The organism is Rhodococcus sp. NPDC006774, assembly GCF_040636045.1.
GTDB lineage: Bacteria > Actinomycetota > Actinomycetes > Mycobacteriales > Mycobacteriaceae > Rhodococcoides.
Genome location: NZ_JBEYIW010000014.1, coordinates 22350 through 35715, shown reverse-complemented (window position 1 = coordinate 35715; position 13366 = coordinate 22350). Strand labels below are relative to the sequence as shown.

General features: G+C 60.9%; 12 protein-coding genes and 1 pseudogene. 5 read left to right on the top strand and 8 right to left on the bottom strand.

The window, feature by feature from the left end:
- Nucleotides 1–33 precede the first annotated feature (33 nt).
- Nucleotides 34–1356 (top strand): MFS transporter, encoded by a 1323-nt coding sequence (locus ABZ677_RS19870; protein ID WP_358372472.1) that lies wholly within the window; start codon nucleotides 34–36, stop codon nucleotides 1354–1356.
- Here the strand turns inward: ABZ677_RS19870 and ABZ677_RS19865 are convergent.
- Both ABZ677_RS19865 and ABZ677_RS19860 read right to left on the bottom strand, forming a co-directional pair.
- Nucleotides 1353–2177 (bottom strand): alpha/beta hydrolase, encoded by an 825-nt coding sequence (locus tag ABZ677_RS19865; RefSeq protein ID WP_358372600.1) that lies wholly within the window; start codon nucleotides 2175–2177, stop codon nucleotides 1353–1355. The two genes, ABZ677_RS19870 and ABZ677_RS19865, sit on opposite strands and share 4 nt — an antisense overlap.
- 29 nt (nucleotides 2178–2206) lie before the next feature.
- Nucleotides 2207–2857: a TetR family transcriptional regulator gene (locus ABZ677_RS19860; protein ID WP_230592413.1), complete on the bottom strand. Its 651-nt coding sequence runs from the start codon at nucleotides 2855–2857 to the stop codon at nucleotides 2207–2209.
- A gap of 172 nt (nucleotides 2858–3029) precedes the next feature.
- Between ABZ677_RS19860 and ABZ677_RS19855 the strand changes: the two genes are divergently transcribed.
- The 3 genes from ABZ677_RS19855 to ABZ677_RS19845 all read left to right on the top strand — a co-directional run bounded on the left by ABZ677_RS19855 (nucleotide 3030) and on the right by ABZ677_RS19845 (nucleotide 5645).
- Entirely contained in the window at nucleotides 3030–4142 is a 1113-nt protein-coding gene (locus tag ABZ677_RS19855; protein WP_037193194.1) for an FAD-binding oxidoreductase, read from the top strand.
- Between the two features lie 61 nt (nucleotides 4143–4203).
- Complete coding sequence (locus tag ABZ677_RS19850; protein ID WP_037193192.1) at nucleotides 4204–5388, top strand: acyl-CoA desaturase; 1185 nt, start codon at nucleotides 4204–4206, stop codon at nucleotides 5386–5388.
- Nucleotides 5389–5411: 23 nt separating this feature from the next.
- Nucleotides 5412–5645: a hypothetical protein gene (locus ABZ677_RS19845; RefSeq protein ID WP_032394788.1), complete on the top strand. Its 234-nt coding sequence runs from the start codon at nucleotides 5412–5414 to the stop codon at nucleotides 5643–5645.
- Nucleotides 5646–5751: 106 nt separating this feature from the next.
- Here the strand turns inward: ABZ677_RS19845 and ABZ677_RS19840 are convergent, their stop codons facing one another.
- On the bottom strand, nucleotides 5752–6879 hold the full coding sequence (locus ABZ677_RS19840; RefSeq protein ID WP_358372468.1) for a class I SAM-dependent methyltransferase: 1128 nt from the start codon (nucleotides 6877–6879) through the stop codon (nucleotides 5752–5754).
- Nucleotides 6876–8018, bottom strand: a complete 1143-nt coding sequence (locus ABZ677_RS19835) for a N(5)-(carboxyethyl)ornithine synthase (RefSeq protein ID WP_358372465.1) — start codon at nucleotides 8016–8018, stop codon at nucleotides 6876–6878. The genes ABZ677_RS19840 and ABZ677_RS19835 overlap by 4 nt, the downstream gene beginning before the upstream one ends.
- A 153-nt stretch (nucleotides 8019–8171) precedes the next feature.
- On the opposite strand from ABZ677_RS19835, the gene ABZ677_RS19830 reads away from it, so the two are divergent.
- The gene (locus ABZ677_RS19830; protein ID WP_358372610.1) at nucleotides 8172–8672 is read left to right on the top strand and encodes a hypothetical protein; all 501 of its coding nucleotides are present in this window, start codon (nucleotides 8172–8174) and stop codon (nucleotides 8670–8672) included.
- A gap of 24 nt (nucleotides 8673–8696) precedes the next feature.
- Here the strand turns inward: ABZ677_RS19830 and ABZ677_RS19825 are convergent.
- The 4 genes and pseudogenes from ABZ677_RS19825 to ABZ677_RS19810 form a co-directional block, all read right to left on the bottom strand.
- Nucleotides 8697–9302 (bottom strand): annotated as a pseudogene (locus tag ABZ677_RS19825) (TatD family hydrolase); the annotation flags it as partial.
- A gap of 23 nt (nucleotides 9303–9325) precedes the next feature.
- Nucleotides 9326–10618, bottom strand: coding sequence for a hypothetical protein (locus tag ABZ677_RS19820; RefSeq protein WP_358372462.1), 1293 nt, complete (start codon nucleotides 10616–10618; stop codon nucleotides 9326–9328).
- A complete protein-coding gene (locus ABZ677_RS19815) occupies nucleotides 10615–11397 on the bottom strand; it encodes a hypothetical protein (RefSeq protein ID WP_358372459.1) in 783 nt (260 codons plus the stop codon). The genes ABZ677_RS19820 and ABZ677_RS19815 overlap by 4 nt, the downstream gene beginning before the upstream one ends.
- On the bottom strand, nucleotides 11387–13249 hold the full coding sequence (locus ABZ677_RS19810; protein WP_358372456.1) for a P-loop NTPase fold protein: 1863 nt from the start codon (nucleotides 13247–13249) through the stop codon (nucleotides 11387–11389). Before ABZ677_RS19810 ends, ABZ677_RS19815 begins: the two co-directional genes overlap by 11 nt.
- Between the last annotated feature and the right edge of the window lie 117 nt (nucleotides 13250–13366).

The window sequence follows — 13366 nt, the reverse complement described above, 5'->3', positions numbered from 1 at the left end:
ACCCGACGACGCCGCGGTCTAGTGTTGGCAACCATGGGAACCCAGCCGGAGGCCGCTGTCGTCGGAGTCGCCACAACGCGTAAGCAGGTCACCGCCTGGGGGTTCTGGGACTGGGGCTCGGCGGCGTTCAACGCCGTTGTTCTCACGTTCGTGTTCTCGGTGTATCTCACCGACGCCGTCGGCGACGACCTGCCCGGTTCGATCTCGGCCACCACCTGGTTCAGCTGGACGATTGCCGTGTCCAGCGTCGTCATCGCACTCCTCGCGCCGGTGTGCGGGCAATACTTCGACGCGCGCGGCAAACGCAAGTGGCTGCTGGGAGTGTTGACCGCACTGACCGTCGTGGCCATGGCCGGCTTGTTCTTCGTCCAGGACGACTATCACTATCTCTGGCTCGGCCTGCTGCTGCTCGGTCTCGGATCCATCATGTTCGAGTTGGCCAGCATCCCGTACAACTCGATGCTGCGGCAGGTCTCGACTCCGGGGAACATCGGTCGGGTGTCCGGATTCGGTTGGGCGATGGGCTATTTCGGCGGGATCGTGCTGCTTCTCCTGTGCTATCTCGGCTTCATCGTCGGCGACGGCGACACTCGGGGTTTTCTGGGCCTGAGCACCGACGGTGGTCTGAACATCAGGCTCGTCGCCGTTCTGGCGGCCGTATGGTTCGCGGTCTCGGCCATCCCGGTGATGTTCGCAGTTCCCGAAGTGCCGAGAGCCGTTGCCGATCCGAAGGCTGCACAGGCCGGGTTCGCGGAGTCCTATCGCGTTCTCTTCCGCGATGTGCGCGAGTTGTGGAGCGCAGACCGGCGCGCCGTCTACTACCTGATCGCCAGCGCACTGTTCCGAGACGGACTGGCAGGTGTCTTCACCTTCGGGGCCGTTCTCGCCGTCAGCGTCTACGGCATCGGCGCGGCGGACGTCCTGCTGTTCGGCGTCGCCGCCAACGTCATCGCGGGTCTCGGAGCCATCGTCGCCGGACGGTTCGACGACAGAATCGGGCCGAAGAAAGTCATCGTCTTCTCCCTCACCTGCATGATCGCCGCCGGGACAATTCTGCTGTTCGTCTCGGGACCGACGATGTTCTGGATCTTCGGGCTGATCCTGTGCCTGTTCGTCGGACCGGCGCAGTCGTCCGCGCGCACGTTCCTGGCGCGGCTGGCTCCACCGGGACGAGAAGGTCAGTTCTTCGGGCTGTTCGCGACGACGGGGCGCGCCGCGTCGTTCCTCGCGCCGTCGCTGTTCGGTCTGTTCGTGTGGATGTTCGACTCCGACCGCGCCGGTATCGCCGGGCTGATCATCGTCCTCGCTGCCGGACTGTTGGCGCTGCTGAAGGTGCGGGCTCCGGAGCGGGTCTAGACGGAGTCGATACGGGCCAGGATCTCGGCCGTCAGTTCCTCGGGCGCTTCTTCCGGGATCCAGTGCGAGATGCCGTCGAGTTCGACGAATCGGTACGGCGCATCGACGAACTCGCCGCAGCGCTCCGCTCCCGCTCGGCCGATGGCTGTGTCGCCGTTGCTCCAGACGTAGGTGGTGGGGACGGTCACCGGAGGAAGGTTCGCGAACTCCTTGGTCATCGCGGCGTACCAGCTCGATGCGGCCGTCAGCGCCCCGGGGACGGTGAGGTGCCGAACGTATTCGTCGTCGAGGCTGTCCGCACCGAACATCGCGCGCAGACGCTGTGCACCGTTCTCGACCAGAACTCGCTCGGCCTTCTCCGGTTCTCGAAGCAGGCCGAAGTACTGCGACCGCTCCTGCTGATCCGGATCCTCGCGGATGGCCCAGTTGAACGCGGCCGAGTGCGGGACCGACGCCGCTGTGAGAGTGCGGACGCGGTCCGGATGCTCGGCTGCGACATGCCAGGCGACCACCGCACCCCAGTCGTGTCCGACCAGGTGCGCCGACGGGAGATCGAGTACGTCGAGCAGGGCGAGGACGTCATCGGTGAGACGTTCGATGCGATAGTGCTCGACGCCGATCGGACGGGCACCGGGGGAGTAGCCCCGCTGGTTCGGGGCGATCACGCGACAACCTGCGCCGACCAAGCCGGGTGTCACCGCGGTCCACGATGCGTTGGTCTGCGGAAAGCCGTGCAGCGCAACCACCGGAACACCGTCCGGTGGTCCCGACATCGCAACGTCGAACACGTACTCGCCGACACTTACCTCGGTCATGAACATCCCTTCGTGGCCGTCTCGTTCTCGAACGGTCAAGCCCGTCGTGGTTCCCATCGGCTCATCCCGAGCATGATCATGCGGATCTGCTTCTCGGTCCGCTCGATCAGATCCTTCTCGTTCTGACTACCCGGTCTGTCGATTTCCAACAGGCCGACCACCGCAGTGAGCATCGTCGAGACCAGGAGATCGGCGGTCATCTCCAGATCGGCGACGTCCCACTGCTCGAGGCCGGGCATGCGAGAGAGGTCGATGGTCAGCTCGCTGACGAACAGTCGCAGCTCGGTGGCGAAGGCACGCCGGACCTCGGTGACGCCGCCGTACCGTTCGCGACTGAGAAAACGGAACTGATCCTCGTGGCTACGAACCTGGCGGACCAGGATGCCGAAGGATTCGGTGGCCGTCTTGGCGCTCGGGTTGCGTCGGGCATCGCGCAGCATCTGTCGCAGCATGCGCATGCTGTCCTCGACCAGGGCGACGCCCAGATCCTCCATGGAGGCGAAGTGCCGGTAGAACGCAGTGGGGACGATTCCGGCGGATCGAGCGACCTCCCGCAGGCTGACGCTGGCGAACGATCGCTCGCGTAGCAGATCGAGGGTGCCCTCGATCAGGGCCTGACGGGTGCGCTCTTTGCGCTCGGCGCGGGTCCCCGGTTCTGTCACAACGTCCAGTTTATGGGCGCGCATTCTGTGATCTCCCTTCCGGTTCCTCCCCGGCACCCCGCAGAACTGTCGATTCGTCCTGTAACGGCCGTCACATAAACGTTGACAGGTACCGGTGTCGCTCTGCCACACTCATGTTAGTGCACAATCGTTCACTGAATGGGTCGTAGGTTTCGATCCGGTTAGGGAGGATGGAATGACGCTTCAAGAACGTCCGTCGCGGACCTCGGGTTCGCGCAAGTTCTCACTTCTTTCCCTGTTCGAGGCCATGGCCACGCCCCACGCGCTCGATCGGTACCTCGAACTCGTCGACCCCATGACGACCGTTCGTGACCTTCGCGGCGAAGTGACCGAGATACACCGGTCCACCGAAGACTCGTTGACTCTCACCATCCGTCCCACGCGTCAGTGGAAGGGATTCAAGGCCGGCCAGTTCGTTCAGGTCGGGGTCGTCATCGACGGAGTACGGCATACCCGCTGCTACTCACCCGCGTGCTCGCAGTACCGCAAGGACGGGCGGATCGAACTGACGATCAAGGCGCATCCCGAGGGCCTGGTGTCGCAGTACCTGCACAAGAACGCGCACATCGGCCTCGTGGTCAGCCTGTCGCAAGCGGACGGCACGTTCGAGCTTCCCGAACCACGCCCGGCAAAGACGCTGCTGATCAGCGGTGGCAGCGGCATCACGCCGGTGCTGTCCATGCTCAGGTCGCTGCTGGACGAGGGGTACAGCAGCGACCTGACCTTCCTGCACTACGCGTTCACCGAGAACGACGTGGCGTACAAGAAGGATCTGGAGAAGATCGCCGCCGAGCACGAGAACGTCGATATCGTGTTCGCGTACACCGAGCAGAAGACGGGCGGTGATCTGTACGGGTTCTTCGGCCAGGAACATCTCGACGCAGTGGCCCCGTGGTTCGCCGAGGCCGACACCTTCCTGTGCGGACCTCCCGGACTGATGAAGGGTGTGACGTCGTTCTTCGACGACGCAGGTCTGGGCGAGCGGCTGCACCTCGAGGAATTCACGCCCTCGTTCGCCACCGTCAGCGACGACGTCACCGGAACCACCACGTTCTCCGGCAGCGATGTGTCCTCGGAGAACGACGGTGAGACGCTGCTCGAGCAGGCCGAATCAGCAGGGCTCTCACCGGCCAACGGCTGCCGGATGGGTATCTGCTTCACCTGCACCTCGGTGAAGAAGTCCGGCTGCACCAAGAACATCAAGACCGGTGAGACCGACACCGAATCCGACAAGAAGATCCAGTTGTGTGTGTCCGTCGCCGTGGGCGACGTCGACATCGACATCTAGATCCACCTCGAACACCGACAACCCAGACCCATCTCGACCCGATCGAATTGGAGATCATCAGATGCTCGGAACGATTCTCTCGATCCTGCCCACCGCCGTCCTGCCCTTTCGCCGCAACGAGACCCTGCCGGACCAGCCGACCGTGCTGACCTTCGAGCAGGTCGAAGAGCTCGGCCGCGAACTCGACGCACTGCGTGCCCGTACCGTCGCCAAGCTCGGCGACGAGGATCGCGAGTACATCTACAAGATCATCAAGGCGCAGCGCGGCCTCGAGATCACCGGACGCGCGTTGATGTACCTGCCCTTCCTCCCGCCTGCGTGGCTGGCAGGCGTCGGTGCACTCGGTGTGGCGAAGATCCTCGACAACATGGAGATCGGGCACAACGTCATGCACGGCCAGTACGACTGGATGCGCGAGCCCGGCCTCAACTCCGAGGTGTTCGAGTGGGACACCGTCTGCCCGGCGGATCAGTGGAAGCACTCGCACAACTACATGCATCACACCTTCACCAACATCGTCGGCATGGACCGCGACATCGGTTACGGCATCCTGCGCATGGACCAGGATCAGAAGTGGAACCCGTACTACCTCGGCAACCCGGTCTACGCGTTCCTGTTGATGACGTTCTTCGAGTGGGGCGTGATGCTGCACGACCTCGAGACCGAGAACATCGTCGCGGGCAAGCGCAAGTGGCACGACGTCAAGCCGCTGCTGCAAGGCATGTGGCGCAAGGCGGGCAAGCAGGCGCTCAAGGACTACGTGATCTTCCCCGCGCTGACCGGTCCGTTCTTCGCTTCCACCGTGGTCGGCAACGTCGCCGCGAACCTCATCCGCAACGTGTGGACCTACTCGATCATCTTCTGTGGTCACTTCCCGACCGGAGTCCAGACCTTCAGCCAGGAAGAGACTGCCGAAGAGACCCGCGGCGAGTGGTACGTGCGTCAGATGCTGGGATCCGCCAACATCGAGGGCACCCCGCTGTTCCACATCATGTCGGGCAACCTCTCGCACCAGATCGAGCATCACCTGTTCCCCGATCTGCCCGCGCATCGCTACCCGCAGATCGCGCCCGAGGTCAAGGCTCTGTGCGAGAAGTACGACCTGCCGTACAACACCGGTGGCTTCTTCCACCAGATCGGCACCGTGTGGGGCAAGATCTTCAAGCTCGCGCTGCCCAACTCGCTCACGGGATCGGCGGCTCCGGCCGGTGTTATCGTCGAGCGTAAGAAGACCAGCGCAGCGTGACGACTTCGAAGGGGGCGGTCCTGTTGGTAGGAAAGTTCGAGCGCAACAAGGACACCGTGCAGGAATTCACCGAGTCGGCCGCGACTCATGTCGGCCGGATCGTGGTGATCATCGCCGGAGCCGTCCGCGACGTCACTCGTGAAATCGGCGATCTGATCACCGACGGAATCGAGATGCGTGAGGCGGCGAAGAAGGCGGAGCGTGACGCACCGCTTGGCACCGTGATCAACGGAGAGTTCGAGACCCGCGAGCGGTAGAGCAGTACCCGATCCACACTGCAGCACCCGATCCCACAGCAGTACCAGATCCAATCAGCGCCGCCCGAGCATTGCTCGGGCGGCGCTGTTGTGTGCGGACCCACGGTCAGCGTGCGCGTAGCCGCCACAACGACGTGGTTTCGCGCGAGCGCGCCTCGTGCAGCACATCGGAGCTGTCGGTGACGCGCGAATGCGTCGGAGTGGTGTCGGTGCGGCCGACGACCGCCAGCCCTGCCGCGTCGATGGCCGTGAGAAGGTCTGCGCGAGTGACCAATTCGAGTAGCTCGGCGAGGTCGGAGACCACCAACCATGCCTCACCGTCGGGTGCCAAGTGCCCGCGAAGTCGGCTGAGGAAGGACTTGAGCATCCGCGAGCCGGGGTCGTACACCGCATGTTCGATGCCCGACGTCGGTTTCGTGGGAATCCACGGCGGATTGCACACGATCAGCCCCGCACGCCCGGACGGAAAGATGTCGGCCTGCACCACCTCGACCCGATCGGCGTACCCGAGCGCATCGATGTTGGCTCGTGCGCACGCGACCGACCGTGGATCCTTGTCGGTCGCGACCACCGAGGTCACGCCGCGGCGGGCGAGTACTGCAGCCAGAACGCCCGAGCCGGTGCCGATGTCGAACGCTCGCTCCGTGTCCGGCAGTGGTGCGGCGGCGACGAGCTGAACGTACTCGCCGCGGACGGGAGAGAAGACACCGTAGTGCGGGTGGATCGAAGCGTCGAGCGCCGGAACGAAGACGCCCTTGCGTCGCCACTCGTGTGCGCCGACCATGCCGAGGAGTTCGCGCAACGAGAGCACGCACGGCGCAGCGTCCGGGCCGAGAGCTTCGGTCACCGCCGCCCGCACGTCCGGTGCCCGGCCGAGATCGAGACGGACATCCGAATCGAGTTCCACCAGAAGCATTCCCAGTACTCGCGCACGTCGCGCCTGATACTGGCGATGCAGATGGAACCTTTCCGCACCCGACGCGTCCGGCATGTGTTTGGCGGCCGGTACCCGCCGGGTCATCGCCGCCAACAGCTGCCGAGCATTGTTGTAATCGCCGCGCCACAGCAGGGCCTCACCGATCGTGGCCATCTTGTATGCCACGTCGGCAGTCGTCGAATCGTTCACGATCCGCACCACGCGGGGCGGGGGAGCGCCGTTCTCGGACTGCCAGCGGGACGTCCGCTCGCGCCCGCCCTCGGTCCACGTGATGGTCGACGCCGAGTCCTCGTTCATGCTGCGGTGTGCGGGTACTCCGCACTGCGGTGTTGGAACGCAAGGATATTGGGGTTCACGATGACGCCGTTCCTGATCTCGATCGATCGCTCGATGGTGGCATCACCACTCCAGGCCGTGGGGCCGTCGAGGACGGTTCGCAGATACGGCAGCAAGGATTCGCTGATCTCCCAGGTGGCCGAGTTCCACAGATAGGACGGGCTGTGGTCGACGGCGTAGTACTTGACGTTGTCGCCGACGGTGAACATGGGATCGGTGAACGAGGTGGGTCTGGCCCACTCGAAGCCCATTCCCTCGTCGCAGGAAACATCGACCACGAGTGTGCCGGGTGCGAGAGTGGCCAGATCGTCGTTCATCAGGAACGTCAACGGTGCATTCGTGTCCTGCAGAACACAATTGACGATCACGTCGTGGTCCCCGAGGAACTGGGAGAGAGGCACCCGTCCCTCGGGCGTGAGAGCACGGCTCTGTCTGGGATCGGCGTCATCGAGATCGAAGTTCACGATGTTCGCCGAATGGATCGGCGAACCGACGGCCGTGACTCCGCGTTGGGTGAGAACGTCGACGTCGTGGATGCCATGGGCGTTCAGGGCGGTGACTGCACCACGAGCGGTGGCTCCGAAGCCGATGACCGCGGCACGCAACCTGCGGCCGTAGTCGCCGGTGGAACCGATCAGTTGCAGCGCGTGCAGCACCGAGCAGTAGCCGGCCAATTCGTTGTTCTTGTGGAACACATGGAGATTGAACCAGCCGTCCTGCGTCCAGTGATTCATGGCCTCGAACGCGATCAGTGTCAGCTTGCGTTCGACGGCGAGCTGAGTGAGCTCCCGATCCTGGACGCAGTGCGGCCAACCCCACAGCGTCTGTCCGGGTCGCAGCGCGGCAAGATCCTCGGCCTGCGGCTTCGGCAGCAGAATCACATCGCACCGAGCGATGAGTTCGGCACGGGTGCCGATGCCCGCAACCTGCGCGGCCAAGTGTTCGTCGGACATTCCGAACGGTTCGCCGTAGCCGGATTCGAGAAACATGCGGGCTCGGATATCGGCATCGATGCGATCGAGATGAAGCGGATGAATCGGAAGTCGCCGCTCATTCGGCTTGCGTGAACGTGAGAGGACTCCGAGAGTGAGCTGATGCACGTGTGACCCTTCGTTATGCGAAGTCAACCACAGTGAGCCGGAGCGTCTTGCGTTTGTGCTGGTCCGGGCCATACCCGCAGGCATCGTTCACGAGAGAGATTGGGTACTTGGGTTGTGTCGGCAGTGCGCACCGATGGTGCTTGCGACTTGGGGATGCACCCGGCCAAGACTAAGGACAGCAGAGCGGCACCGACCGCCAAGCCCATCGTGACGTGGAAAGTGGCCCCGGACGGCATCTCCCAGCCGCCGGCGCTGACGGTGAGCTGGGCCAGAATGACGCCCGCCAGGGCGCTTGCGAAGGATGTTCCCAGCGACCGCATCAGCTTGTTGAAGCCGTTGGCCGCTTCGGACTGCGACGCCGGAATCGCGCCCATCATGAAGTGCGGGCAGAGCGCTGTATGCCAGGCCGATACCCGCGCCGATCACCAACGAGATCAGGACCCGGATCCGGACGGCGACGAGCGTCTCTGCACCGATGAGGTAGCTGGCTGCGATCACCGCGAAACCCAGCATCAGTGTCGTCATCGCTCCCTAGCTACGGTATTGTGCGAATTTGACCATATTCTGCACAACTGGCGGCAGCAAATTGGTCACACCGAGTGCGCTGACGTGACCCGAGAACGTGCTCCAAAAAATGTCACGTACTGTCGATAGCTCTAAACCGTAAGCAGCGGAAATTGAACGTTCAACATCGAGTGTGTGGCCAGGTTGCCTGGGTGCATCCCCACGACGATTGCCACTTGGATGATCCGTTTCGGGAAGTAGCGAAGTAATGGGGACCCCTGCCAACTTTAGCCGCAAGGGGTCCATTTGTTGATTGACGGAGAATAAGCAATCTAGATCGAGAGCCCTTTGTGTTTCAGCTTTTGAGCCCCGCCACCAGTGCAGAACTGCGCCGTGGACGTTCGTTTGCTCGATCGTATCTAAGATTTGGCCGGTGGCTCTGGAGCTATGAACTGAAATTAGTCGTGGAGACGCGGCTACCGCGGTGAGTATGGCCAAGAGGACTTCGGTCTGCTGACACATGGTGACCGATGACGAGCCATCGAGCCCAATCTCGCCGATGTAGGCGGTCCTCTGCATTAGCTTCGAAAACTCCGACTCATTAAAATCCCTCTGAGCTTCAGCCACCCCAGGATGGCAGCCAAGTCCCCAAACGGTTACGGCGTCTTGTCGATGCAGTACATCCCTGAACTCCTTGAGTGAACGAGTCACTGCGAAGACAACTGCGCCGAGGTTTTCCAGCGTGCGCGCAGAGACGTCGATCTCTATATGGGCGTGCATGTCGAGCGGTGGGAGTGATCTGCTCATTCCAGGAACGCCCTTAGTTCATTCACTCCGGCCCGACAGAGTGCTAGTGCCTCTCCTGGAGGATAGCTTTTGGGCAGTGACATCTTCATGACCATGCGTGGTTTCGGGTCGTTTAAGGCGAAGTCGAACATAGCTTCAATAATCGACTTGCTCCGAACGAAATCCGCATAACGATCGGCCGGATCAATCGAGAGGTACGGCGTTGGGTCGGAGAGGCCGGCCGCATCAAAGGAGGCTCGGCGAACTATGCATCCGAAACAAACCCCACACGATGACCCCGGTGCGACGCCGCTGTACCGCGCATCAGTGTGTGCGCAAGAGTTGGTTGCACCCAAGTACTCAGACGCCCTGTCGTTGCCTATCTCTTCGAGTACGAGGCTGAACATCTGCCCCTTCGTGAGGTGCTGAAACGGATTCTGTATGACCCCATGTGCGCCGACCGTAGTGAGCACATCTTGCAAATCCGCAAGGAAGCGTGGATGAGTCGTGTGGGTGGACAGAGAGCCGCGCCGCTCAGGACCAAGCGGAGGATTGAGCGAAGCGAATCCGTTCTCGGGGATCTGTAACGGTTGACCGGACCGTTCAGCAGAGGCAAGGCCTAGGCTAAGAAATAGCAGCGACCGGGAACGGCTTGACGGCTCACTCTTGAAACTGGTTCCATTCAGCCGCTTTGCAGTCCTATTAAGATTGGTTTGCCGTGGTATGACAGTGATATCTGGGGCCGCGGCCCTGATTCGTTTTGCTAGGTCTTTCTGAAATGGAGAGATGCAGGTAGCACTGAAATGCGAAATAAGTTGAAGAGTCGCGCCTTTATCGAGATTCAGCGCAGTCAGCAGCGCGCCCGCTGCGGAATCCGCTCCTCCGCTCAGTAGAACGGTCGCCGAAGGTGTCACTTCGTTCAGTTCAAGTCCGACAGCCGCAGCTTCGTCCCCCTGAGTGAATGTGAAGCTCCAACGATCGCCAGTGAGGAAGCCGACCGTTTCGGCGAGCTCAGTCGCATACTTCTGCCATGCAGCCGGATTGCCAACCTCGACGGTCAAATTAAATTCGCGGGCGTTCCAGTCTGCTCCACGGGCTCGACGATGCACCGACCGATCTGCAGAAAAAACGGCAAGAGCTATCCGAACAAAGTCGATGTTCTCCTGTCGGACAGGTCCGAATGAAGTCAGGTGAGGGTCCAGGGCACCCGTAAACGTCGATTTACCTAAACGCGTCCATAGAAAAGTCTCATCAAATCCAGATGCACTCTTCGCTCTATTTTCATCAATTGTGAAGAGAAGATTTGTCATTCTCCACCGCCAAAAATCTGCCCGAGTTCTGCGATCCCCGACTCGATCGCGGCTGAGATCTCCCTGTCGGACGCGCCAGTGTTGGAGAGGCTGGCCTGGCTTGCATAAACCTCGGCTGCATCACGAACCTCTTGCTCGGCCGCCCGCCGTTTGTCTCGAGAAGACTCGGCTCGGATGCGGTCACCGACTTCTGTCAGCGTCGCATTGGTAATAATAATCTCTATCGATCGTCGCACTATATCGTCCGGTGTCGGAGTTTGGTCGGCAGGTGCTTCAAGGATCCACTCGACGATTTCGGCGACTGTTTCCCGGGACTCGTCATCGGCGAGCGTGCTGTCAGCCTGATTCTCGAAGGCTGCCTCAACGATCCGAGTGCCAACCGCAACAACGTCTCCCAGCGAAAGCAGCTCATCATAGTTTAGACCGGCGTCTTCGAGCGCGGCGCGGTCGCCGGTCGAGTAAGCCCGCGCTAACGCTCCGCCTCGCCCTGCAGCACGGGAAGTGGTGCTCGTCGATCGTTGGGCTCCGCCGCCGGAACGGCCACTACCCCCACCACTGTCGCCCGATGGTCCGCCTCCACCGCCGCCGGGTCCATCACCACCGCCCTTGCGCGAGTTGAGGATTCTAAGTGCTGGACGCAGGTCTACATTTGGTGGGGAAATACCCACCGGGTTCTCTGCGGGTTGCGAAGGGGTATCGGTCAGCCAGTCCGCGATATTGTCTCGGAGATCTGCTGCATCTTTGCCGCCGCTTCCGCCGAACGCTTTGCTAGTTCCCATTTGATTCGCCCCAAGACTGACGGACACTAGTTATGGCTTGCTTGACCTGACTTGTAGCTGTCGCAACATCCCAGGCCGCGACTACCGGCTCGTACACCCCTCCGGCTCGCGGCCTGAGCAGCATGACGGTCGCCACCTGTACGTCAGGCGGGGGAAGTAGCTTGAGCGCGCTCACTACTGCGTCATCAATCCCGTGGTGTGTACTCGCGAGTCTGAGCATCCCATTTATTGAGTACTTCTGGATGGTCGGCTGATCGCGGGTCTGACGCCCCAAATACGTGATGAGGGTTCGTGCATCCTGAGGGCCGAGGGCACTCAGTGCGCCGTCGCCAACGGCTGATCGTTCCGTTCGAAGAGATGAGGTGAGGGCGCTCGCAATATCACGGAGGCGCTCCGGTAGTCCGTCATCGATAAGTTCGATACCGGAGAACGATGCCGCGAGATAGAGATAACCTCCGACGTCTGAAGCGTCCAGGATGGGTGGGAGTTTTGCCCATCGAATCAGTGTGTCGCTGAAGCCGCCGACAGTTCTTGGCGCGTCATCGGCAGAGTCGTTGGACGTTTCGGCTTCTCTTGAGCTTTCCTCAGTGGGTCCGTCTTCTGGCAACGAGGTTGGAGCGTTCGCTACCTGATCGAGTGCTTCAAGTTGGTCACGAAGCTTATTCTGTGCCAACCAATCGAGGACGGTTTCAAAATCCTCGAAGAGTAGCCTTTCGAGAACCATGAGCTTGGCGATAGCGTCCGACGGAAGTGTGATTCCTCGGCGATTCGCAATGCTTTGGCGCACATTGAGGTCATTGAGGAATCTTTTGATACGGCGTGGATTGCCGCGGAACTTCTCGTACAAAATAGGAGTTAGACGGGCTGCGACAGCGAGCTCGTCAGTGAGGTCGACACCTCCAGGGATCGAGACGTCATCGAGAGACCCACTTGACCGGCGAAGATCACTGCACGATTCCACGAGTTTGGCATGATTCTCTGGTGAGACACTGTCTTGTGAAAGGAGCAGAAATAGGTAAGCGTGAGTATCGAAACGACTCAAGGCGGGAAGCGGGATGGTTGTCTGGACAATTTTGTGCAGATACAATTTTGCTGGCGACTCGACGTTGATGTCAGTTGATGGCGGTGACTTGAAACGTTGCTGGATGGCTTCGGCGACGCGATCTTCATCAGCTGCGATTACGAACGACATGCCTTTAGCTGATAAAAATAGGCGAATGGCTTCAAGGGATTCTACTACCGTATCGGGGAGACAACGGTCGAGATCGTCAACTAGCACCACGACGCGTGATATGTGTGCTAGGGCTGGATCTTGCAGTAACCTTTCGAACTCCGTCCGAAAGGCCGCCATCCCTTTCTCGGATTCGAGGGATTCAGGATCGTCGCTAACCAGGCCGAATATATCCTCGAGCTTGGGTATCTGCATCGTTATTGCCGTCGTAGCTGTCATCTTGACAGCCTTCGACCAATTTACTTTCTTGACAAGCTTCTTGAATGCATCCAAGCCTGCCTTGCCAACAGGATCCTTTTCGTTGAACTCCGCGCCTAGAGTCTCAAGTACCTCGGCAATAAGACTCTCCTTTGGTCCCACAGCGGGGTCGTATCGCCAGGGCTGGGTCGACACCACGAGAACCTTGCCGTCCGCCGTACCTGATCGCGTTTCGATCTCGGCTTTAATCAACTCAAGTACGCTCGTCTTGCCGCTACCCCATGCGCCAGACAACCCAATTGCTACGGGGTCAAGCGCATCATTAAAGATGGCGTCTGCAGCGGTCTCCGCGACGGCGTGAAACGCTAACAGGTCTTTGGTGGCGGGCTCGTCCGACCAGAGAGGAAAAGTCGATGATGTCATCGGGCGCTCCGACTGTAGGCAATATCTTGTTGACTGTCGTCTGGATCTACAATGAATGCTGATCTTCTAATGGATACTTTCATTGGTGACTAAATCTCCTCCACGCCTGTCGGCGTG

What these genes read in the sequence shown, in the direction of transcription:
- ABZ677_RS19865 (WP_358372600.1), bottom strand. Translation starts at nt 2,177, where the DNA reads ATGTTCATGACCGAGGTAAGTGTCGGCGAGTACGTGTTCGACGTTGCG.
- ABZ677_RS19870 (WP_358372472.1), top strand. Translation starts at nt 34, where the DNA reads ATGGGAACCCAGCCGGAGGCCGCTGTCGTCGGAGTCGCCACAACGCGT.
- ABZ677_RS19850 (WP_037193192.1), top strand. Translation starts at nt 4,204, where the DNA reads ATGCTCGGAACGATTCTCTCGATCCTGCCCACCGCCGTCCTGCCCTTT.
- ABZ677_RS19830 (WP_358372610.1), top strand. Translation starts at nt 8,172, where the DNA reads ATGCACCCGGCCAAGACTAAGGACAGCAGAGCGGCACCGACCGCCAAG.
- ABZ677_RS19860 (WP_230592413.1), bottom strand. Translation starts at nt 2,857, where the DNA reads ATGCGCGCCCATAAACTGGACGTTGTGACAGAACCGGGGACCCGCGCC.
- ABZ677_RS19810 (WP_358372456.1), bottom strand. Translation starts at nt 13,249, where the DNA reads ATGACATCATCGACTTTTCCTCTCTGGTCGGACGAGCCCGCCACCAAA.
- ABZ677_RS19840 (WP_358372468.1), bottom strand. Translation starts at nt 6,879, where the DNA reads ATGAACGAGGACTCGGCGTCGACCATCACGTGGACCGAGGGCGGGCGC.
- ABZ677_RS19855 (WP_037193194.1), top strand. Translation starts at nt 3,030, where the DNA reads ATGACGCTTCAAGAACGTCCGTCGCGGACCTCGGGTTCGCGCAAGTTC.
- ABZ677_RS19815 (WP_358372459.1), bottom strand. Translation starts at nt 11,397, where the DNA reads ATGGGAACTAGCAAAGCGTTCGGCGGAAGCGGCGGCAAAGATGCAGCA.
- ABZ677_RS19820 (WP_358372462.1), bottom strand. Translation starts at nt 10,618, where the DNA reads ATGACAAATCTTCTCTTCACAATTGATGAAAATAGAGCGAAGAGTGCA.